The sequence below is a fragment of the Sphingomonas sp. GW821-FHT10C01 genome, from assembly GCF_059415525.1.
The window spans coordinates 703,076-724,649 of record NZ_JBWKNK010000001.1; the positions used below are offsets into that span (position 1 = coordinate 703,076).

Sequence of the window (21,574 nt, forward strand, 5' to 3'; positions counted from 1 at the left end):
TCGAACCCACCGCCAGGAGGCTCGCATGACCGCCTTTCCCAAGGAAATCTGGTACACCCGTTGCCCGGTACCGACCCCGCTCGGCATCGCGATCAATCAGGGCGTGATCGACCGCGACCTCGCCGAACTCGGCATCACCGTCCGCTCGATCCAGGACACGAGCGACCCGGACGTGCGCGAGAGTCATTACGACCATCATCTCGCGCACAGCTTCCGCCAGGGCGGCAGCGTGCCGGCGATCTGGGCGCGCGCCGCCGGCGCCGATACGCGCGTGATCGGCCTCAGCTGGATCGACGAGAGCCAGCTGGTGCTGACCCTGCCCAACTCGGGCATCCGTTCCGCCGAGGATCTCAGGGGCCGCCGCATCGCGCTCCCGCGTCGCGCGGGGCAGCGGATCGACATCTTCCGCGCCACTGCATTGCGCGCGCTCCTCGCCGCGCTCGCGCTCGGCGGCGTGGGCGAGGATGAGGTCGAATGGATCGACATCGACGCCAGCGACCCGGCGCCCGATGGACTCGATCTGGTCAGCCAGCGCAACTGGGGCGGCCGCCCGCTCTACACCGCCGAATTCCACGCGCTGGTGCGCGGTGAAGTCGACGCGATCCATGTGAAGGGGTCGCTCGGCCATGAATTCGCGCTGCTCGCGGGCGCGCATGTCGTGATCGACACCGGCTTCCATCCCGATCCGAAGATCCGCATCAACAACGGCGCGCCGCGCCCGCTCACCGTCGATGCCGCGACGCTGGAACGCTATCCGGCGGTCGCACGCCGCCTCCTGTCGCATGTCGCGGCGGCGGGAGAGTGGGCGGAGCAACATCCGGAGGAAACCTTCGCGTACATCGCACGCGAAACCGGCTCGCCCGAACAATTCGTCCGCGCCGCCTATGGCGGGGACACGCTTCACCGCCGGCTCAAGACCGATATCGACGATGCCTCGGTCACCGCGCTTCAGGATTTCAGCGACTTCCTGTTCGACCGCGGCTTCCTGCCGGCGCGCGTCGATGTCGCCGCCTGGATCGATCGGCGCCCGTTCGACGCGCTCGACTTCACCCAAGCACTGGATGCCGCATGAGCCGCAAGACCATCCTCATCGCCATCGTCGCGGTCGGCGTGCTCGCGGCATTGCTGTTCCACCAGTTTCGCGGCACCGCGCAACCGGCGTCGGGTCCCGCGACCCTGACCATCGCCGCCATCGCCTACCCGCATGAGGGACAGCAGCGCTATCAGGGCCAGAACGCGATCGTCCAGCAACAGGGCTGGCTCGAGAGCGAACTCGCCAAGCGTGGGGTCAAGCTCGAGTGGTTCCCGGTCACCACCGCGATCGGCGGCCCGGTGGTCAATGAAGGCTTCGCCGCCAAGCGCATCGATTTCGCGAGCTATGGCGATTTCCCCGCGATCATCGCCATCGCGGGCGGGGTCGATCTGCGGCTGGTGGTGCCCGTCGGGCGCGGCCAGAACGCCTATCTGGTCGTACGCAACGGCGTCGCCGCCAACAGCATCAAGGACCTGAAGGGCAAGCGGATCGCGCTCCATCGCGGGCGCCCCTGGGAATTGCCCTTCGCCAAGCTGGCCGAAGCCAACGGCCTCAAGCTCGGCGACTTCCGCATCCTCAACATCAATCCGCCCGCCAGTCATGCGGCGCTCGCCTCGGGCGATGTCGACGCGGTGTTCCTGCTCTCCGACGCGCATCTGCTGGTCGAGAAGAAGGTCGGCCGGATCATCTGGTCGACCAAACAGGCGCCGCAATCGTGGAAGATGCGCGCCGAACTGTTCGGACGCGGCGATTTCGTCGACCAGCATCCCGAGCTGACCCAACTCGTCGCCGACGCCTTCGTCCGCGCCCAGGCCTGGTCGGCCGATCCGGCGAACCGCGAGAAGGTGATCGAGATCACGTCACGCGCGGAATCCCCGCGCAGCGTGACCGAGGCCGAGTTGGACGAACCGCGCGTTGCGTGGGGCGACCGCTATTCGCCGCTCTATGACGACTTCATGGTCGCGCATTATCGCGACGCGGCGGCCTATACCTTCGCTCAGGGCCTCGTCCGCAAGCAGATCGACGTCGACAAATTGCTCGACCGGCGCTTCGCCACCGCGGCGCTCGATCGCCTCAAGCTGCAGGGCCAGTGGAAGCCCGGCACGGCGGAGGCGGCGGCGCGATGAGCGATGCGATGTCCGATCGGCGTTTCATGGCCAATTTCCTGCTGCTCGCGCTGGTCAGCGGGCTGACCGTGGGCCTCGGCAAGGTGGTGACGACGATCTACGCGATCGATCTCGGCGCCACCGCCTTTCAGGTCGGCGTGATCGGCGCGATGGAATCGATCGGCATGGTGCTCGTCACCGTGCCCGCCGGGTTCATCATCGCCCGCTATGGCGCGCGCGGCATCTATTTCGCCTCCAGCCTCGGGCCGTTGCTGGTCAACCTCGCCATGCCGTTCGCGGCGGGCTGGGCGGCGCTGGCGGGCGGGCGCTGGCTGATTGGTCTCTGCATCCCGTTCCGCATGGTCGCGATGAACAGCGCGTTCCTTGAGCGGCTGCGCGGGCGCGGGGAGACGCGCGGCGGCTGGTATCGTGGCGCGCTCACCGCCGGGATGGCGATCCTGGGTCCGGCATCGGCGGGCATCCTGATCCTCAAGGCCGGGGTCACCGCCGCCTTCTTCATCGTCGCCGCGCTGTTCGGGGTGATGGCGGTGTTCAGCCTGTCCTTCCTCCCCGCGCGCCAGCCCGCAGCGGAAGAAAGCGCAAGCGTCTTCGCCGAGATCGGCGCGCTGCTCGGCAACCGCGCTGTGGCGGAAAGCAGCTTCGTGGAATTTCTGAGTTCGGCCACCGGCTCGCTCTTCTCGACCTTCATCCTGCTGCTCGCGGCGGCGCTCCCGCCGCTGACCAAGGAGGACGGGATCACCGTGCTGCTGGTTCAGGGCGTCAGCACCGTTGCGCTGCTGTTCCTCAGCGGCACGCTCGTCGCGCGGCTCGCGCGCGGCACCGCCTATGCCCTCGCCCTCGCGCTCGCCGCGGCGGCCCTTGCGCTATTGGGCTTCGCGCACGGCTTCCCGGCGCTGGCAGTGGGTGCCGTATTGCTCAGCGCCGCCTCGGCGGTGGTCCATCTCATCAATGTACGGATGCTCGCCGCCATTCCCGGCGCGAAGAGCAAGGCGGCGGGCCTCTACAACCTTGCCTCGATGACCGGCTCCTCGGCCGGGGCGCTCGGCGGCGGCCTGCTGACCAAGCTGGTGCCGCTCCAGTCGGTGTTCCTGCTGTGGCTGCCGATCCTGTTCGGCGCCGCCGCGATCGCCTTTGCCCGCCACCGTTTCGCGCGTCCGCTCACCGCGCGGGAGGTTCTGCCATGAAACGCCTTACCCCCATCGCCGCCGGCCTCGCGCCGTTGCTCGGCCTGCTGCTGCTCTGGCAGTTCGCCTCGGCCAGCGGCGTGTTTCCGCCACAGGTGCTGGTCCCGCCCAGCGAAGTCGTGGCGACGCTCGCCCAGCTGTGGCGCAATGGCGAGCTGGTCGATCATCTCGGCACCAGCCTGTTCCGTCTCGTCTTCGGCTTCCTCGCCGGTGCGGCGATCGGGCTCGCCTTCGGCACGGCGATCGCGTTGTCGAAGCTGCTCGAAGCCTTGTTCGCCCCGCTGTTCCAGGCGGTGCGCCAGGTGCCGGTGCTCGCCTTCATCCCGATGCTGGTGCTGCTGCTCGGGATCGAGGAGCGGTTCAAGATCGTCGTCGTCGCGGTCGCGGTGTTCTTCCCCGTGGCGCTCGCCGCCTTCGATGGCGTGCGCGGCATTCCCAAATCCTATTTCGAGGTCGCCCGGCTCTACCGCACCCCGGCGCTGCCCTTCGTCACGCGCATCCTGTTGCCCGCCGCGATCCCGCCGGTGCTGACCGGGCTGCGGCTCGGCCTGACGCGCGGCTGGCTGGTGCTGGTGGCGTGCGAGCTGCTCGCCGCCGATAGCGGCATCGGTCAGATGATGGAGATGGGGCGCCAGATGTTCCGCATCGACGTCGTCCTCGCCGGCGTGTTCGTCAGCGGGCTGGTCGGCTTCTTCCTCGATCGCTCGGTCAAGCTCGTCGAGCGCCGCTTCGTCCGCTGGAAGGAGGCCTGACATGGCGCGCCTCGACACCCCCGCCGCGCGCATCCTGCTCGGCCTGATCGTGCCCGTGCTGATCCTGTTCTGGTGGCAGGCGCAATCGGCGCAGGGCGGGGCGCGCGCGCTCGCCTTCGTGCCGCTGCAGGATGTCGGCGCGACGCTGGTATCGCAGCTGTCGAGCGGTTTTCTGCTGAGCGATGCGCTGGCGACGCTGTCGCGCGCGGTCACCGGGCTGCTGCTCGGCGGGCTGGTCGGCACCGCGCTCGGCGTGGCGATGGCGATGTCGCGCCCGCTCGATCGCGTCGTCGGGCCGCTCTACCACGCGGTGCGGCAGGTGCCGTTGCTCGGCTGGCTGCCGCTGATCGGGCTGTGGGTCGGCAATGGCGATACGGCCAAGCTGCTGATCGTCAGTCTCGCCGCTTTCTATCCCACTGTGCTCAACAGCTATGAAGGCGTGCGCACGGTCGAGCGTCGCTATGTCGAGGTCGCGCGTCTGTTCGGCTTCTCCGCCGGGCAGCGTTTCGTCCATGTGCTGCTGCCCGCCGCGCTGCCGCTGATCCTCACCGGGGTGGCGCAGGCGCTCGCCTTCGCCTGGATCGCGACGATCGGGACGGAAATGCTGTTCGGCGCGAATGCCGGGCTCGGCGCGACCATGGGCGTGGCGCAGGCGCAGCAGCGGATGGACATCATCCTCGTCGCGATCCTCGCCGCCGCCTCGCTCGGCTTCACACTCCACTACTCGATCACCAGCCTGCGCACCCACCTCCTGCGCTGGCAGCCCGTCATCACCTGAAGGAGCTCGCCATGACATTGCACACACGGATCGAAGCGCCGCCCACCCCCGCCGATGCCCTGGCGACCGGTGCGCTGACCATCTCTGGTCTGTCCAAGGACTTCCGTATCGATGGGGCCGCGCTGTCGGTGCTCGACCGGATCGATCTCGATATCCGCGCCGGTGAGTTCGTCAGCATCGTCGGCGCATCGGGCTGCGGTAAATCGACCTTGCTGCGGCTGATCGCCGGACTCGACACCGACTATGCGGGCGAGATTCGGTTGGACGGCAAGCGGATCGCGGGCACCAGCCTCGACCGTGGACTGATCTTTCAGGACCATCGCCTGTTCCCCTGGCTGACGCTGGAGGAGAATGTCGGGCTGGCGCTGCTCAACACCGACATCCCCAAGGCGCAGCGCGCGCGCATCGTCGCCGAGCATATCGCGCTGGTGAACCTTTCAGGGTTCGAGAAGGCCTATCCGCACCAGCTGTCGGGTGGGATGGCGCAGCGCGCTGCGATCGCCCGCGCGCTGGTGACCGAACCCAAATTGCTGCTGCTCGACGAGCCGCTCGGCGCGCTCGATGCGCTCACCCGCGTGCACGTCCAACACGAGTTGCAGCGTATCTGGCGGACCCACCGCTCGACCATGATCATGGTGACGCACGACGTCGAGGAAGCCGTGTTCCTGGGCGACCGCGTTGTGGTGATGGATGCGCGGCCGGGGCGGATTCGCCGCATCGTCGATATCGACCTCCCGCATCCGCGCGACCGCAGCTCGCCGGTGTTGCACCGGTTGCGCGACCAGATCCTGGCCGAGCTGACCGGACCCCAAATAGAAACATTGGCGCCCGAGAATCTGGTGCATCTGCCGGTGCGCGAGGTGCGGGCATGAGCCGGACTCCCGACCATCCCGTCGCGCCGGTATTCGTCGACCGCTGGTCGCCGCGCAGCTTTTCGGGCGAGCCGATCCCCGACCGGGTACTGGCGACCGCGTTCGAGGCAGCGCGCTGGGCGCCGTCGGCCAATAACGGCCAGCCGTGGCGCTTCATCGTCTCGCGAAATGGTGACGCGTCGTGGCCGTTGTTCCTTGGCCTGCTCGCGACGCGCAACCGCGAATGGGCGCAGCGCGCCTCGGCGCTGGTCGCGATCGTCTCGAACACCTTGATCGAGCGGCGCGGTGAGGTTGTCCATAACGGCAGCCACAGTTTCGATACCGGTGCGGCCTGGGCCAATTTCGCGCATCAGGCGCTGCTGCTCGGCTGGCATACCCATGGCATTGGTGGGTTCGACCGCGAGAGTGCGCGTGTCACGCTGGCCATCCCCGACGACCACGCCGTCGAGACGATCGTCGCGATCGGGCGCCAGGGCGCGCTTGATACGCTCCACGCCGATTTCCACCCGCAGGAAGCGCCCAACGGTCGCCGATCGCTTGCCGATTTCGTGTTCGAGGGCCGCTTCGGCGTGCCCGCCATTCCCCAGCAAAGGAACGCCGCATGACCATCACGCTTTACTGGCGGCTCGATCCCGCCGCCGAACCGCAGCGGGGCGAGCCCTCCGCACGGCCGACCGCCGGTTTCCTGCCGCGCGACGTGCGGACGGCGGGGCTGACCCGCTATGACTATTATGCGCAGGTCGCCCGCGCCGCCGCGATCACCGGGTTCGACGGGCTGTTCGTCGCCTATCGCCCCGAGAGCGACGACAGCCAGATCGTCGCCGCGGCGGTCGCGCGCACCGCGCCACGCCTGCTGTTGGTCCCGGAATTCCCGAGCACGGTGGGCTCCGCCGTGTACGCCGCCAAGGAGGCGGTGAGCTTCCAGCGCGCGACACACAACCGGCTGGGCTGGGCGATCGCGCCCGGCGCGGACCCGGATGACAGCGCCCGCACCGCCGAGTTCCTGCATGTCGCGCGCGGTGTGCATGGCCAGAAGCCGTTCGACCATCAGGGGCGCTTCTTCGAAGTACAGGGCGGCGGCTTCTCCGCACCGCTCGCCAATGCAGCATTCCCGCCTGTGTATTTGCATGGGGCCGATGAAGAGGCGCTGCAGCTCTCCGCCAATGCCGCCGACGTCCACCTCTTCACCGACGCGCCGATCGACGAACTGCGCGGGCGGGTCGAAGCGCTCGAACGGTTGGCGCTCGCCGCCGGGCGCGACGTTGCGGCGGGTGTGGTCGTGACGATCACCGCGCGCGAGACTGATGAGGAAGCTGCGGGCGGCGCCGGCATCGCCGGAAGCTATGACCGCGTCGCCGAGCGGATCGCCACGCTTCATGCCGCGGGCATTACCCATTTCGTCCTGAGCGCCTCGCCCTCGCTCGAGGAAGCCTATCGCATCGGCCAGTTCGTCCTGCCGCGGGTTCGCGCCGCGCTGGGCCAGCTGCGCGCCGCCGCCTGAGGAGACACATCATGTCGATCGATTTCTACTGGCGCCTGCCCACCCATGGTTGCCACGCCACCATCCGCCGCGGCTCGTACGACCGGGGCGACTGGTCCCCGCTCCAGGCGGGCAACCAGACGCCCGGCCTCACCGCTTCGGGCGAGGATGACGGCTATCGCTATATCGACCACCTCGCCGAGATCGCGAAGGCGGCGGAGCTGTCGGGGTTCATCGGCGGGCTGATCCCGTCCTTCCCGAATACCGATGATCCGTGGACGATCTCGCCGCTGCTGGCGCGGGAGACCAGCACCTTCCGCTTCATGATCGCGTTCCAGCCGGGGTTCCTCGATCCGGTGCATGCGGCGCGCCTCTCCGCCAGCCTGCAGCGCGCGACCGGCGGGCGGGCGGTGTTCAACATCATCACCGGCGGTGGCGGCCCGTCGCAGCTGTGGTGGGGCGACAGTTTCGCGCATGACGACCGTTATGGCCGCACCACCGAGTTTCTCGACATCTTCCGCGGCGTGTGGGGCGGGCAGCCGTTCGACTATGACGGCCGCTTCTACCAGGTGAAGGGCGACCAGCTCTCGCCGCTGCTGGCGCGGGAGGAGGTGCCGGAGATCTGGCTCTCGGGCTCGTCCGACGCGGCGCTGCAATCGGCGGCGAAGCATGCCGATTACTACCTCTCCTGGCTCGAGCCCTATGAGCAGATCACCGACAAGTTCGCGCGGGTGAAGGAACGCACCGCGCAGCTCGGCGGCGAGCAGAAATGCGCGATCCGCGTCGACCTCATCGCGCGCCCGACCGAGGAGGAGGCGTGGCACGACGTCCGCACCGGGTTCGAGAATGTCAGCGACGCGACCCGCGCGCAGTGGCGGGGCCAGCCGACCGATTCCGTCGGCGCCTCGCGCCAGGCGGCGCTGCGCCCGACCGAGGCGAAGCGCTGGGACGAACTGGTCGTCGGCAAGAATCTGTGGGGCGGGTTCAACCTGCTGCGCGGCGGCCCGGCGCTCGGCATCGTCGGAAGCTATGAACAATGCGCCGAGCAGCTCGACGAGCTGATCCGCCGCGGCGCGGACGCCTTCATCCTCGCCGGTACCCCGCACCTCGAGGAAGCCTATCGCATCGGCGAGGAAGTGCTGCCCCTGCTCGGCCGTACCGCCGCCGCCCAGCCTCTGCTCGAAGCCGCCGAATAAGGAGACGCATCATGACCAAGCTCAATTCGACCATCACCGACTTCGCCGCCACCGCGATCCGCGACGCGGGCATCGCGTTCCGCGGCCTCGCCGCCACCGGCACGATCGCGCCGAGCGGCACCGTAAACTTCGTCGAGCGCGTGCCCGGCGAGGAGGCGGTGGTGTCGATCGGTTATCCCGGCCCGTTCGCGCCCGATGCCGAGCTTAAGCCGACCATCTACGCGCTCGACGGCGGCGAGGTGCTGCAGGGCCCGCCCAACGCCAATCTCGGCGGCGGGCGGTACCTGTCGATCTTCCAGGCGCATGCCGACATCACCACGGTGAGCCATGTCCACACCGTCTATCTCGGCGCCTGGTCGCAGAGCCACCGCGCGCTGCCGATCCGCTACGTTCCCGTCCAGCGCTGGACCCGCGCGCGTGAGCTGCCGATTTATATCGACCGGCGCCAGGGTGAGGCGAACTTCATCCTCGAAGTGCTCAACCGCGATCCGCAGGTGCCGGCGATCCTTGAGGCCAATGGCGGATCGACCGCCTGGGGCCGTAAGGGACTGCTCGCGCTGGCCAACTATATCGTCTTGCTCGAAGAAGGCGCGCGCTTCCAGGCCATCGCCGAGACGCTGGGCGGTGCCAAGGACTATGGCCCCGGCGTGCTCGAACAGCAGTGGAAGATGTCGGGTCTGCTCAAGCCCGACGAAACGCTGGCGGTCGCCGCCGAATAGGCTTGGCACCATCGGTACGTAAACGGTCCGGGGTTCGCCTCGGACCGCTTCTCTGCGTTCGTCGAACACTTTTGATCGCGTAAAGGATAGGACTGGCAGCCTTCACCCGCGCGTCCTATCCTCGCCACGCAAAATGGCGGCTGAACCTTTCGCTCGTGCGGGGGTTCGTCACGGATGGAGGCGCGTGATGAGCAGCGACACGACGAGTGTCACGAGGCGCGGCGTTCTGGTGGGCGGCGGCGTCTGCGCGGCCGCGGCTGCAGTGCCGGTGACTGAGGCACAGGCGGGGACACCGCAACCGGCGTCCGCAACGATGAAGGTAGCCATGACCGTCAACGGTGCGAAGCGTGAACTGGACCTCGATCCACGCACCACCCTGCTCGATGCGCTGCGCGAGCATTTGCATCTCAATGGCACCAAGAAGGGCTGCGACCACGGCCAGTGCGGCGCGTGCACCGTGATCGTCGATGGGCGGCGGATCAATTCGTGCCTGACCCTTGCGGTGATGCACGAGGGTGATCAGGTGACGACGATCGAGGGACTGGGCCAGCCCGGCAAGCTGCATCCGATGCAGGCCGCCTTCGTCAAGCATGACGGCTATCAATGCGGCTATTGCACTCCGGGCCAGATCTGCTCGGCGGTGGCGGTGCTCGACGAGATCCGGGCGGGGATCCCTAGCCATGCGACCGATGACCTCAACGCCCGGCCGCGCGCGACCAATGACGAGATGCGCGAGCGGATGAGCGGCAACCTGTGCCGCTGCGGCGCCTATTCCAACATCCTCGATGCGATGACCGAAGTCGCCGGGAGGCGCGCATGAAACCCTTCACCTATGAGCGGGTGGGCAGCCCCGCCGAAGCCGCAGCGGCGGCTGGGCGGACCCAAGGGTCGCGGTTCATTGCGGGCGGCACCAATTTGCTCGACCTGATGAAGCTTCAGATCGAGACGCCGGCGCACCTGATCGACGTCAACGGCATCGGGCTCGATCGCATCGAGGCGACGCCGGAAGGCGGGCTGCGTATCGGCGCGCTGGTCCGCAACACCGACCTCGCCGCCGACAAGCGCGTGCGCAAGGACTATGCGGTACTAAGCCGCGCCTTGCTCGCTGGCGCATCAGGGCAATTGCGCAACAAGGCAACGACCGCGGGCAATCTGCTCCAGCGGACGCGCTGCCCCTATTTCTACGACACGCACCAGCCCTGCAACAAGCGCAAGCCTGGCACCGGATGCGCCGCGATCGGCGGGTTCAGCCGTCCGCTCGGGGTGATTGGGACGAGCGACGCCTGCATCGCGACGCACCCCAGCGACATGGCGGTGGCCATGCGCGCGCTCGATGTGACGGTGGAAAGCGTGAAGCCCGATGGGAACGCGCGCGCGACTCCGCTCGCCAATTTCCATGTGCTGCCCGGCGACACGCCGCATATCGAGACAGTGCTGGAGCCGGGTGAGCTGATCACCGCGGTAACCTTGCCCGCGCCGATCGGCGGCACCCATGTCTATCACAAGGTACGCGACCGCGCGTCCTATGCCTTCGCGCTGGTTTCGGTTGCGGCGGTCGTCCAGCGTGACGGCAGCGGGCGCATCGCGGTGGGCGGAGTCGCGCCCAAGCCATGGCGAGTCGAGGCGGCCGAGCGCGCGCTGGCGCAGGGCGCCAAGGCGGTGAGCGAGATCCTGATGGCGGGCGCGCGGCCGAAACCGGATAATGCGTTCAAACTGACTCTGGTCGAGCGCACGCTCGGCGCGGTGCTGGCGGGAGCGAAGTCATGAAGTTCGACACGCCCGCAGGCACCAACCCGATCGATCAACTCAAGGTGGTGGGCAAGCCTGCCGACCGCATCGAAGGCCCGCTCAAGACCACGGGCACCGCGTCTTACGCCTATGAGCAGCCCGCACCCAACGCGGCCTATGGTTTCGTTGTGGGGTCTGCGATCGCCAAGGGGCGCATCGCGAGCATGAACCTGGCCGAGGCGAAGGCCGCGCCCGGCGTGCTCGCCATCGTCACCGCGGAGAATGCCGGCAAGCTCGAAAAGGGCAATTTCAACACCGCTAAGCTGCTCGGTGGACCCGAGATCGACCATTACCATCAGGCGGTCGCGCTCGTGGTTGCAGAGACGTTCGAGCAGGCGCGCGCAGCCGCGGCATTGGTGCGGGTCGACTATGCCCGCACGAAGGCCGCGTTCGACCTCCATGCCGAGAAGGATGGCGCTCAGCCGAGCCGCGATCAGGCGGACATCAAGGTCGGCGATTTCGACGCCGCCTTTGCCTCCGCGCCGGTGACGATCGATGCGACCTACCACACGCCCGACCAGGCGCATGCGATGATGGAGCCGCACGCGACGATCGCGGCGTGGGAGGGCGATCAGCTGACGCTGTGGACATCGAACCAGATGATCAACTGGGGCAGGGGCGACGTCGCGCGTACGCTCGGTATACCGCGTGAGAAGGTGCGGCTGATCTCCCCCTATATCGGCGGCGGGTTCGGCGGAAAGCTGTTCGTCCGTGCCGACGCGATCCTCGCCGCGCTGGGGGCGAAGCAGGCGGGGCGGCCGGTCAAGGTCGCGCTGCAACGCCCGCTGATGTTCAATAACACCCCACATCGCCCGGCGACGATACAGCGCATTCGCATCGGCGCGGGCAAGGACGGCAAGATCACCGCGATCGGGCATGAGAACTGGTCGGGCGACCTGCCCGGCGGCGGGATCGAGAATGGCGTGCAGCAGACGCGTTTCCTCTATGCCGGCGAGAACCGTATGCTCCAATGCCGCCTCGCCGTGCTCGACCTGCCCGAGGGCAATGCGATGCGTGCGCCGGGCGAGGCGCCGGGGATGATGGCGCTTGAGGTCGCGATCGACGAGATCGCCGAGAAACTGGGCATGGACCCGGTCGGGTTCCGCATCCTCAACGACACGCAGGTGGTGCCGGAGAACCCGCCCAAGCCCTTCTCGCAGCGGCAATTGATCGAATGCCTGAAGCTGGGTGCGGAGAAGTTCGGCTGGGCGAACCGGCCGATGAAACCGGCGAGCCGCCGTGACGGGATGTGGCTGGTCGGGATGGGCGTCGCCGCGGGTTTCCGCAACGCCCCGACAATGAAGTCGGGCGCGCGCGTGCGGCTGAGCGCGGACGGGCGCATCGTCGTCGAGACCGACATGACCGATATCGGCACCGGCAGCTACACGATCATCGCGCAGACCGCGGCGGAGATGATGGGCGTTCCGCTTGACCGGGTCGAGGTACGGCTGGGCGATTCCACCTTTCCGGTCGCGGCCGGGTCGGGCGGGCAATGGGGGGCGGCTAGCTCGACCTCCGGCGTGTTCGCGGCGTGCGACAAATTGCGTGAGACGGTGGCGCGGAAGCTGGGCCTTGACCCCGCAGCGGCGAGCTTCAGCGGCGGCAAGGTCCGCGCGGGCAAACGCAGCGTCGCGCTGGGCGAAGCGGCGCGCGAGGGCGAACTGGTGGTCGAGGATGCGATCGATTTCGGCGATCTTGGCCGCCGCTATCAGCAATCGACCTTTGCCGGGCATTTCGTCGAGGCTGCCGTCCATGCCTATACCGGCGAGATCCGCATTCGCCGCATGCTGGCCGTCTGCGCCGCCGGGCGCATCCTCAACCCCAAGACAGCGCGCAGCCAGGTGATCGGCGCGATGACGATGGCCGCGGGCGGCGCGATCATGGAGGAATTGGCGGTCGACAAGCGCTTCGGCTTCTTCGTCAACCACGACCTGGCCGGATACGAGGTGCCGGTCCATGCCGACATCCCGCATCAGGAATGCATCTTCCTCGACGAGGTCGATCCGCTCGCCTCGCCGATGAAGGCCAAGGGCGTGGGCGAGCTGGGCATTTGTGGGGTCGCGGCGGCGGTCGCCAACGCGGTCTACAACGCGACCGGCGTGCGCGTGCGCAACTATCCGGTCACGCTCGACAAGTTCCTCGACCGGCTGCCGGCGGTGGTCTGAACCACCGCCGCTCCCGGTTCAGGCCAGCGCCTCGAACTTGAAGTTCGTGAACCTGGCCTCGCCCTCGCCCGCCGAATAGAGGCCGGGGCGAAGCATCAGGAACCCGCCACGGACATTGTGGTGGTAGCCCGACACTTCCATGCCGCGATCGAACCGAGTCCATGTCTTCCCGCCGTCGCTCGACGTGTCGAAGGTGATGATATGGCGGTTGTTGGAGACGCGCATCCGCATCTTGCGACCGTGCGGATTGGCGGGACGGCCACGCTCGATGCCGTATTGATGGGTGACGAAGCGCTTCTCGTCGAAGCCGAGACCGCAATAGAGCTTCTCGTCGTAGAAAAGGATGAGGCCCGCGGTACCGCCCGGCGCGATCTCGATATCGCATTCGAAGCGATAGGCGGTGTCGCCCGCGATTAATAGGAGCGGGGAGGAAGAGGACGGCGCGACGCCACGACCCTTGAGGATCAGCGATCCGTTCTCGATCCGGGCGCGGCTGCGTTCATCAGCGGCAGGCTTGAAGAAATTCCACTTGGTGCCGAGAGCGAGCGCCTGGAAATCGTCGGACAGCGCCATGCCGTGCGGCCCGGCCCTCTCACCGCCCTTGGGCTTGGCGATCGGTTGGGAGAGGTCGCCGCCCCTCATCCGGAACCAGCCGTCGGCCGTCCATTCCACGGGATCGAGCAGTGCCTGGCGCCCTAGTGTCCAGTATCCGTTCTCGAAGCCGTGATAGACCGCCCACCAGCCGCCGTCCGGCCCCTCGACCAACGTCGCATGACCGCGCGACCACCATTTCTCGTCGAGCGATGTCGTGCGTACCAGCGGGTTGGCCGGGCAATTCTCCCACGGCCCGTGGATCGAGCGTGACCGCGCGGCGATGACCATATGCCCGGTCGGCGGACCTGCCGTGCCGCCGACTGCGGTGATCATGTAGAACCAGCCCTTATGGCGTGTGATCTTCGGCCCTTCGGGCGCGAACCCTTCGACCACCCAGTCGCTGGGGTAGCGCCACGGATCGTAGACATGCTCGGGTTCACCAATGCGGCTGAGGCCGTCGTCGGACAGCCGCACGCGGTCGCCCCCCGACAGGAACAGCCAGCGAGACCCGTCCTCGCCCACGGCATGGCCCGGATCGATGTGGTTGGGGAGCTTCAGGTCCACCGGATCGCTCCACGGCCCCTCGATTCGGTCGGCCCAGATCACCCAACTGGTCGTCGGGTTCTTGGTCGGGACGTAGAGATAGAAGCGTCCCTTGTGCTTGCACAGCTCCGGCGCCCAGACCGACCCGATGAATTTGGTCAGCGCCGCGGTGATCGGGCGCCAGTTGATCAGGTCGCGCGAGTGCCAGATGACCAGCCCCGGATAGGAATCGAAGGTCGAGAAGGTCATGTAATAGTCCTTCCCGTCCTTGAGAATCGTCGGATCGGGATGGTCGCCCGCCATCAGCGGGTTGAGGAAACGCCCGTCGCCCAGATCGGGGATACGCTGATTGTCGAAGCCGCGCTTCCAGTCGGGCGCGGGTTGCTTTGCCGTCGCGGCACGGGCGGCGATGCTGGCCGGGTTGAGCGCGATAGCGCTACCAGCGAGGGCGGCACCCATGATGTCGCGACGGTTCAGAGGCATCGTGCGTCCTTAATTGCAAAGCGGTTAGATGAGGAGGCCCCGGGTCCATTCGACGAACAGATCGGGCCAGACCGCGACGGGCTTTCCCGGTGTGCCGCGCAGGCCGAAGCCATGGCCGCCGCGCGCGAACAGATGCGTCTCGACCGGGATCCCCTTCGCGCGCAGCGCGGCACGGAGAAGCAGCGCATTCTCGACCGGGACCGTCGCGTCATCCTCGGTATGAAGCAGGAAGACGGGCGGTGCGTCGGCGGGGACATTGAGGTGCGGCGAATGCGCGCGCTCCAATGCCGGGGAGGCGCCGATGCCGACCAGCTTCTCGCGCGACCCGGGATGTGCATCGGGGGCGGTCATGCTGATCACGGGGTAGATCGGGGCGGCGGCAACCGGACGCGCGGACAGCGCATCGGCGGCATCGACCGGCGCATAGGTGCGAACGGCGAAGCGGGTCAGCAGATCGGCGCAGAGATGCCCACCGGCGGAAAAGCCCATCGCTGCGATCCGCTGCGGATCGATGCCGTAGCTGCGGGCGCGGTGGCGTATCAGCCGCATCGCGCGCTGCGCGTCGGACAGGGCGACGTCGGGTCCCGCCGCCCAGCCTTCGCCGGGCAGGCGATAGAAGAGGACGAAGACGGTGAAGCCGCGCGCCGACAACCAGCGACCGAGCTCATAGCCTTCCTTGTCGACGACGATGCGGGTGTAGCCGCCGCCGGGGGCGATCATCACGGCGGCGCCATTGGCCCGTTCGGGGCGGAACACCACCATGCGCGGACGGGTGATGCCGGTGACGGCACGATCGGCGAGGTGCGGATCGGTGCTGCGTTCGATGACGGTCTCGACCGGTGGCGAAGTCGGCATACCCGGCGCATCGTTCGGCCACAGGTCGATCGTCTCGACCGGGTCGGGCGCGCGGGACGGCCCCTGCTTTCCCGTGGTCGGCGGCGCGGTCTGGCCGAAGGCGGCGGAAGCGAACACCGCCCCGCCGCCCGCAGTTACAAGAAAAGCACGACGGCCGGGTTGCCGGGGTGCCCCTGCACCCCGGCCGCCGATACTCCCCCTCTCGGTCACATCTTGATCCGGGCACCCACCAGGATGGTGCGGCCAAAATGGTTGTTCTCGTAGTTGCGGCGCGCATTCACGTCGTTCCAGCGCTCGCGATACGCGTCGGTGAGGTTGGTGCCTTCGACCGACAGCTCGAGAGAGTCGGTCAGCTTGTAGCGGACCGACGCGTCGACATTGGTGATGGCTTCATAGCCTTCGAAGATGTTGCCCGTCGCCGAGCCGGCATCCGCGAAGGGGCCGCGATAGCTGACCGATGCGCGCGCGCTGAACTTGCTATCCTCGTAATAGAGGGTCGCGTTGTACTGACGCTTGGACAGGCCATAGAGGGTCGATTCATACGGCGCCGAGGGCAGGGCGCCGCCCGGCGTCGTCGCGGGACCCTGCTGGGTATAGATCGCGGTCGAGTCGATGAAGGTGGCATTCACGATCCCGCCGAAGTTCGACAGGAAGCCGGGCAGGAACTTGAACGGTGCCTGGACCGCGACCTCGACGCCCTTGACCGATGCGCCGGTGCCGTTGCCGGTGGTGGAGATCGTCCAAATCGGCTGCGACAGCTGGGCCGGGTTGAGCGCGGCGGGGGAGGATGGGACCAGAACCGACGGCGACAGGCCGGTTTCGGTGAAGGTGCCTGTCCGGGTGATCGCCACCGGGAAGCTGGCGATATCCTTCTTGAACAGCCCGACCGAGAAGATCGACTGGGGGGCGAAATACCATTCGAAGGCCACGTCGAAATTGGTTGCCCGGAACGCCTCAAGGAACGGGTTTCCGCTCGTGATGCGATAGTTGAAGCCGTCGGCGGTGCCGCCCGGCGTCAGATTGCCAAGCGCGGGGCGCGTCATCACCTTGGCGATCGCGCCGCGGATGATGACGTTCTTCGCGGGATAGAGAGCGAGGTTGAACGAGGGCAGCCAATCCTCATAGTCGCGCTCGACCGTCACGACGACGTTGCTGTTGATGCCGTAGGAGGACTGGTCGGTCTTCACGTAGCGGATGCCGGCGTTGAGTGCATAGTCGAGGCCCAGCAGATTGCCCTTGGCATCGAACTGGAGGTAGACGCCCTTGGTCTCTTCGCGCACGCCGCGGTTGTTGCCGACGTCGAGGCGCGCGGTGCGGCCGTAGAGGTTGGTATAGGCCGTCGCGGCATCCAGGTTCGGAATCAGCCACGATGTGGTGGTTCCGCTCGGCGCATCGGCACCGCGAAGGTTGAACACCTCCGACAGCGCGGCCGTGACCGGGAAGCCGTAGATCGCGGTCGGGCCGAACAGCGACGAGGGCGAGCAGGTGATCGTGCCGAGCACCAGATCGGCGCCGCCATTGCCGCAGACGGCGGTGTCGCGCGTAAACGCGGTGATGTCATAGTCGTAGCGTCGCCACACACCACCGGCCTTGACGGTGAAGCCTTCGGTCACGTCCCATTCGGTGCGCAGCTGTGCGGTCTTGAACTGGTTGACCACGTCCGACGGGCGGTCGCGGATTTCCGCGAGCTGGAAGTTGCCCGGCGTGGTGACGCTGGTTCCGAAGGTCAGCGTCGGGAACATCGGGTCACGATAGTCGTAGCTGTAACCCTGCGCGTCGCGATCGTCGAACACCACCGTGGTTTCGACCGGCACCGACGCGTCCGACTTCGAATAACCGCCGATCAACGTGAAGCGGAATTTGTCGCTGACATCCTGATCCCAGCTGCCGCCGATCTGGTAGAATTCGGTCTGGCTCTTGCGGAAGAAATGCTCGGTCCGGACCCAGGCGTCGTTGAGCGTCGCCGAGATCATGTTGTTGTTCGAATCATACACCGGATTGACGACGTTGATCGAACGTTCGTTCGAGCGCAGCAGCACCTCGCCCCATTTCTCGCGGCGGTCGGCCTTGAACTTGGAATAGAGCGCGTCGATCGACACCTTGGTCGCATCCGACGGCGACCATTGGATGCTGCCCGTCAGGCCGAGGCGCTCGCGCGAATGGGTGACTTCGCCGTAGCGCGGGATACGCGGATGGAATGATGTCGCGGCCTTGTCGCATGCGGCGCTGGGCACGTAGGTGCCGCCGCTGTTCTGGGTAGTCCAGCAATTCACGCCATCGACCGAGTCGAACCGCGCCTGTGCCCAGCGCACGGTGTTGTTACCGATTTCGTACGTCTTGGACTTTTGATAGGCGGCCGAGATTGATGCACCGATCGTGCCGTCGGGCGACTTCCAGCTTAACAGGCCCGCCACGCGGGGCCCCCATGTTTCGGACAAGTCATTATAGCTGGCTTGCCCCGACAGCGCGAAGGTCAGGCCTTCCTTGCCCTTGAGCGGGTTACCGGTGTTGAGGTCGACCACCGCGCCAAGCGAGCCTTCATCGAGATCCGCCGATGCGGTCTTGTGGACCACGATTGAGCTGAACAGTTCGGAGGCGAAGACGTTGAAGTCGAACGCGCGATCGCGGTTGGCGGCGGCGCCATCCGAAGAGGTGGTGATCGTCTCAAGGCCGTTCACGCGGACACGGGTGAATTGCGAGGGGAGACCACGCACGGTGATCGATCGACCCTCGCCGCCGTCGCGTTGAATGGCGATGCCGGGGATGCGCTGGAGCGATTCGGCCAGGTTCTGGTCGGGGAATTTGGCAATATCCTCGGCGACGATCGCATCGACCGCGGCCACCGAATCCCGCTTCACGTTGAGTGCGGCGTCGAGCGAGGCGCGGAAGCCCGAGACGACGACTTCCTGGGTTTCTTCGGCTGCCGGTTCGGCGGTCTGGGTGTCCTGCGCCTGAGCGGCGGTAGCGATAACAAAGGCCGATGCGGCGGCGAGCAGCCGCGCCTCCCGGCGGCGTAGAGTGACACGCATGAAACTTCCCCTCTCAATCGGCGTCAGATGACACCGGTAGCTATTTCGTGCCTGCTGCCGTCGGACAGCGGGCAAAATGACTTCCGGAAGGGGTGCCTTTTCGCGATTCGTGACCGAATCAGCGCGATCCTCCCGATTTCGCCGCGTTATCGCGGTCTCGCACCGGCAATTTTCTGCTTGAGAAACCGGTGTCATTGGCACATTGTTCGCTAAAGCCGCCCATGTCAAGAAGGCGCTTCGAAGCGAGAGTACGGGGTATTGCCCCGCATATACGGCGAGAGAGGGATGCCGGAATGCGCGTGATTCTGCTGATTCTGGGCGCGTGGCTGCTTGGTGGCGCCGTGCCCCCGCCGCCCATGGTGCTGATTTTCAGCCACACCACCGGGTTTCGGCACGCTTCGATCGAGCCGGCGGTCGCCGCGCTCACCGCCGCCGCACAGGCCAAGGGCTATGCCGTCACCGCAAGCGAGGATCCGGGGCTGTTCGACAATGCGGCGACGCTCAAGGGATTCAGGGCGATCGTGCTGCTCAGCACGACGACCAAGCCCAAGGACCCGGCGAGCGAATGGCTGACAGGCGCGCGGCGCGATGCGCTGCAGGCGTTCGTGCGGGGCGGCGGCGGGATTGTCGGTATCCACGGCGCAGCGGATTCGCATTATGGCTGGGACTGGTATGGCCGGATGCTCGGCGCGCGCTTTGCGCGGCATCCGGAGGGGACGCCCAGGGGTGCGCTGACCCGGGCCGAATTGGATCACCCGTCGATCCGCGATCTGCCCGCTTCGTTCGAGGCGGTCGACGAATGGTATCGGTTCGACGATCTCGACCCGCGGCTGCGCCCGCTGCTGCTGCTTGACCCAGCATCGATCGGTGAGAAGGGGGCGAACCCGCGCCCGATCGCCTGGGCGCATGGTTTCGAGGGCGGGCGGGTCTTCTACACGGCGCTCGGCCATACGTCCGAGGCTTGGTCCGATCCCCAGACCATCGGGCATGTGATGGGCGGTCTCGACTGGGCGCTCGGTCGCGGAGCGCGAGCGATGGTGGTGATCGACGAGGCTGCGAAGCAGCGCGATGAACCCACACCGCACGGCAAGATCGGCATGAGCACCGCCTGGCGCATCACCGACGGCGTGCCCGGCCGGATGATGGAATATCGCAAGCGCTCGCTTCACCCCGGCTCGGCGATCGGCGTGCATCCGATCGACCATGACGAAGTCTATGCGGTCGTCGCGGGCGAGGGCGAGGTCGTCTCCGACGGCAAGACCGCCAAGCTCAAGCCCGGCATGACCGCTTATCTCTACACCGGCGCGCAAGTCGGCATCCGCCAGACCGGCACGGCGCCGCTCGTCCTCATCATCAGCTATCCGCTCGAGAAGGTTCCCCAGAAATGATCTCACGCCGCACCCTGCTCGCCGCCTCGGCGACGCTCGCGCTCACCCCCGGAAGCGCATTGTCGCGGACCGTGTCGAAGGGCGAGGTCGCCGAAACGATGAAGCGGGCGACGCGCTTCATGGTCGAGAAGCTGGCCTATCGCGGCGGCTATCTCTGGTCCTATCTGCCCGACCGGTCGCGGGTGTGGGGCGAGATCGAAGCGTACAAGACGATGGTGTGGGTGCAGCCGCCGGGCACCGCGACGATGGGGCACCTCTATCTCGACGCCTACAGCGCGACCGGCGACGACTATTATTATCAGGCCGCGGCCAAGGCGGCGGAGGCGCTGATCGCCGGGCAATTGCCCAAGGGCGGCTGGGGCTATTTCATCGACTTCGGCGGGCCGGCATCGACCAAGCGCTGGTACGACACGATCGGCAAGAATGCCTGGCGCATGGAGGAATTCCAGCACCATTGGGGCAACGCCACCTTCGACGATCAGGGCACGGGCGAGGCGATCCGGCTGCTGATTCGCATCTATGCCGAAAAGCGCGAGAAGCGCTTCAAGGCCGGGCTCGACAAGGCGATCGGCTTCATCTTCGCCAGCCAGCTGCCGAATGGCGGCTGGCCGCAGCGCTGGCCGCGCGTCGCCGATGGCGGGCTGCACGGGCATCCCGATTATACCGGCCTGATCACCTTCAACGACGGGGTGATCCACGACAATATCGACGTGCTGCTGACCTACCACCAGGCGATCGGCGATCCGCGCATCCTGCCCGCGATCCAGCGCGCGATGGACATCTACCTCAAGACCCAGCAGCCCGCGCCGCAGCCAGGCTGGGGCTTGCAGCACACGATGGATTTGAAGCCCGCGGGCGCACGCACCTATGAGCCCAAGGCACTGGTCACCCACACCACCGCGTCGAACATCGAGCAGTTGATGAACTTCTATCGCCTGACCGGCGACGCGAAATATCTGGCGCCGATCCCGGCGGCGCTCGACTGGCTGGAGAGCGTGCGGCTGCACGCTGACCTGCAGAAGGGTGGGCGGCAATTCCCGACCTTTATCGAGATCGGCACCAACAAGCCGCTCTGGGTGCATCGCCGCGGATCGAACGTCGTGAACGGCGACTATTATGCCGATTACGACCCTGAGCACACGATCGGCCACTACAATGCGCGCCGCTCGATCGACACGGCGAAGCTGCGGAGCGACTATGAGGCGCTCAAGGCGACGCCAGGCGGGGTGGCGTCGAAGGAGTCGCCGCTGCTGAAGGGGCGCCAGCCGCTTGCCAGATACTGGCTGGCGGCGGTCGAGCCGGGATCGGACAAGAATGTCGTCGGCGGCAAGGACGCCCGGGCGCTGGTCGGATCGCTCAACGCCGAGGGGTGGTGGCCGACCCAGCTCAAGGCGATGAGCCATCCCTATACCGGGCCGGGATCGAAGACTGTCGCGCCGGGCGATTTCCGCTCGACCGATGTCGGCGACGTCACCGACACCTCGCCCTTCGACGTTGAGAACGGTCCGATCGGCATCTCGACAGGTACTTATATAGATCATATGATCACACTAATTGGCGCTCTACGAGGCGCCTCATGACATAGGAG

At 67.0% G+C, this 21,574-nt stretch carries 18 protein-coding genes and 1 pseudogene; 16 read left to right on the forward strand and 3 right to left on the reverse strand.

What is annotated here, in order from left to right:
* Nucleotides 1-25 precede the first annotated feature (25 nt).
* The 13 genes from AC07M1_RS03475 (at nucleotide 26) to paoC (ending at nucleotide 13,094) form a co-directional block, all read left to right on the forward strand.
* On the forward strand, nucleotides 26-1,072 hold the full coding sequence (locus AC07M1_RS03475) for an ABC transporter substrate-binding protein (RefSeq protein WP_495161172.1): 1,047 nt from the start codon (nucleotides 26-28) through the stop codon (nucleotides 1,070-1,072).
* Nucleotides 1,069-2,160 (forward strand): ABC transporter substrate-binding protein, encoded by a 1,092-nt coding sequence (locus AC07M1_RS03480; protein WP_495161173.1) that lies wholly within the window; start codon nucleotides 1,069-1,071, stop codon nucleotides 2,158-2,160. Before AC07M1_RS03475 ends, AC07M1_RS03480 begins: the two co-directional genes overlap by 4 nt.
* A complete protein-coding gene (locus tag AC07M1_RS03485; RefSeq protein ID WP_495161174.1) occupies nucleotides 2,157-3,344 on the forward strand; it encodes an MFS transporter in 1,188 nt (395 codons plus the stop codon). Before AC07M1_RS03480 ends, AC07M1_RS03485 begins: the two co-directional genes overlap by 4 nt.
* Nucleotides 3,341-4,096, forward strand: a complete 756-nt coding sequence (locus tag AC07M1_RS03490; protein WP_495161175.1) for an ABC transporter permease — start codon at nucleotides 3,341-3,343, stop codon at nucleotides 4,094-4,096. The genes AC07M1_RS03485 and AC07M1_RS03490 overlap by 4 nt, the downstream gene beginning before the upstream one ends.
* Before the next feature lies 1 nt (nucleotide 4,097).
* On the forward strand, nucleotides 4,098-4,874 hold the full coding sequence (locus AC07M1_RS03495) for an ABC transporter permease (protein ID WP_495161176.1): 777 nt from the start codon (nucleotides 4,098-4,100) through the stop codon (nucleotides 4,872-4,874).
* Nucleotides 4,875-4,885: 11 nt separating this feature from the next.
* Nucleotides 4,886-5,746, forward strand: a complete 861-nt coding sequence (locus AC07M1_RS03500) for an ABC transporter ATP-binding protein (protein WP_495161177.1) — start codon at nucleotides 4,886-4,888, stop codon at nucleotides 5,744-5,746.
* Nucleotides 5,743-6,351 carry a nitroreductase family protein gene (locus tag AC07M1_RS03505; protein ID WP_495161178.1) on the forward strand — a complete coding sequence of 203 codons (609 nt, stop codon included), beginning with the start codon at nucleotides 5,743-5,745 and terminating at the stop codon, nucleotides 6,349-6,351. Before AC07M1_RS03500 ends, AC07M1_RS03505 begins: the two co-directional genes overlap by 4 nt.
* Complete coding sequence (locus AC07M1_RS03510) at nucleotides 6,348-7,247, forward strand: LLM class flavin-dependent oxidoreductase (RefSeq protein WP_495161179.1); 900 nt, start codon at nucleotides 6,348-6,350, stop codon at nucleotides 7,245-7,247. Before AC07M1_RS03505 ends, AC07M1_RS03510 begins: the two co-directional genes overlap by 4 nt.
* Nucleotides 7,248-7,258: 11 nt before the next feature.
* On the forward strand, nucleotides 7,259-8,422 hold the full coding sequence (locus tag AC07M1_RS03515) for an LLM class flavin-dependent oxidoreductase (RefSeq protein WP_495161180.1): 1,164 nt from the start codon (nucleotides 7,259-7,261) through the stop codon (nucleotides 8,420-8,422).
* Between the two features lie 11 nt (nucleotides 8,423-8,433).
* Nucleotides 8,434-9,141, forward strand: a complete 708-nt coding sequence (locus AC07M1_RS03520) for a class II aldolase/adducin family protein (protein ID WP_495161181.1) — start codon at nucleotides 8,434-8,436, stop codon at nucleotides 9,139-9,141.
* Nucleotides 9,142-9,328: 187 nt separating this feature from the next.
* The gene (paoA, locus tag AC07M1_RS03525) at nucleotides 9,329-9,961 is read left to right on the forward strand and encodes an aldehyde dehydrogenase iron-sulfur subunit PaoA (protein WP_495161182.1); all 633 of its coding nucleotides are present in this window, start codon (nucleotides 9,329-9,331) and stop codon (nucleotides 9,959-9,961) included.
* On the forward strand, nucleotides 9,958-10,908 hold the full coding sequence (locus AC07M1_RS03530) for an FAD binding domain-containing protein (RefSeq protein WP_495161183.1): 951 nt from the start codon (nucleotides 9,958-9,960) through the stop codon (nucleotides 10,906-10,908). Before paoA ends, AC07M1_RS03530 begins: the two co-directional genes overlap by 4 nt.
* Entirely contained in the window at nucleotides 10,905-13,094 is a 2,190-nt protein-coding gene (gene paoC / locus AC07M1_RS03535; RefSeq protein ID WP_495161184.1) for an aldehyde oxidoreductase molybdenum-binding subunit PaoC, read from the forward strand. The genes AC07M1_RS03530 and paoC overlap by 4 nt, the downstream gene beginning before the upstream one ends.
* 18 nt (nucleotides 13,095-13,112) lie before the next feature.
* Here paoC and AC07M1_RS03540 read toward each other — a convergent pair whose 3' ends face one another.
* The 3 genes from AC07M1_RS03540 to AC07M1_RS03550 all read right to left on the reverse strand — a co-directional run bounded on the left by AC07M1_RS03540 (nucleotide 13,113) and on the right by AC07M1_RS03550 (nucleotide 18,598).
* The gene (locus tag AC07M1_RS03540) at nucleotides 13,113-14,714 is read right to left on the reverse strand and encodes a family 43 glycosylhydrolase (RefSeq protein WP_495161185.1); all 1,602 of its coding nucleotides are present in this window, start codon (nucleotides 14,712-14,714) and stop codon (nucleotides 13,113-13,115) included.
* A 24-nt stretch (nucleotides 14,715-14,738) separates the two neighbouring features.
* The gene (locus tag AC07M1_RS03545; RefSeq protein ID WP_495161186.1) at nucleotides 14,739-15,686 is read right to left on the reverse strand and encodes an alpha/beta hydrolase; all 948 of its coding nucleotides are present in this window, start codon (nucleotides 15,684-15,686) and stop codon (nucleotides 14,739-14,741) included.
* A gap of 89 nt (nucleotides 15,687-15,775) precedes the next feature.
* Nucleotides 15,776-18,598 (reverse strand): TonB-dependent receptor, encoded by a 2,823-nt coding sequence (locus AC07M1_RS03550; RefSeq protein WP_495161187.1) that lies wholly within the window; start codon nucleotides 18,596-18,598, stop codon nucleotides 15,776-15,778.
* 356 nt (nucleotides 18,599-18,954) lie between these two features.
* Here AC07M1_RS03550 and AC07M1_RS03555 point away from each other — a divergent pair.
* The 3 genes and pseudogenes from AC07M1_RS03555 to AC07M1_RS03565 form a co-directional block, all read left to right on the forward strand.
* Nucleotides 18,955-19,599: pseudogene (locus AC07M1_RS03555) on the forward strand (ThuA domain-containing protein); the annotation flags it as partial.
* Nucleotides 19,591-19,986 carry a cupin domain-containing protein gene (locus AC07M1_RS03560; RefSeq protein ID WP_495162808.1) on the forward strand — a complete coding sequence of 132 codons (396 nt, stop codon included), beginning with the start codon at nucleotides 19,591-19,593 and terminating at the stop codon, nucleotides 19,984-19,986. The pseudogene AC07M1_RS03555 and the gene AC07M1_RS03560, both read left to right, overlap by 9 nt.
* Nucleotides 19,983-21,566: a pectate lyase gene (locus AC07M1_RS03565; protein WP_495161188.1), complete on the forward strand. Its 1,584-nt coding sequence runs from the start codon at nucleotides 19,983-19,985 to the stop codon at nucleotides 21,564-21,566. Before AC07M1_RS03560 ends, AC07M1_RS03565 begins: the two co-directional genes overlap by 4 nt.
* Nucleotides 21,567-21,574: the final 8 nt, after the last annotated feature.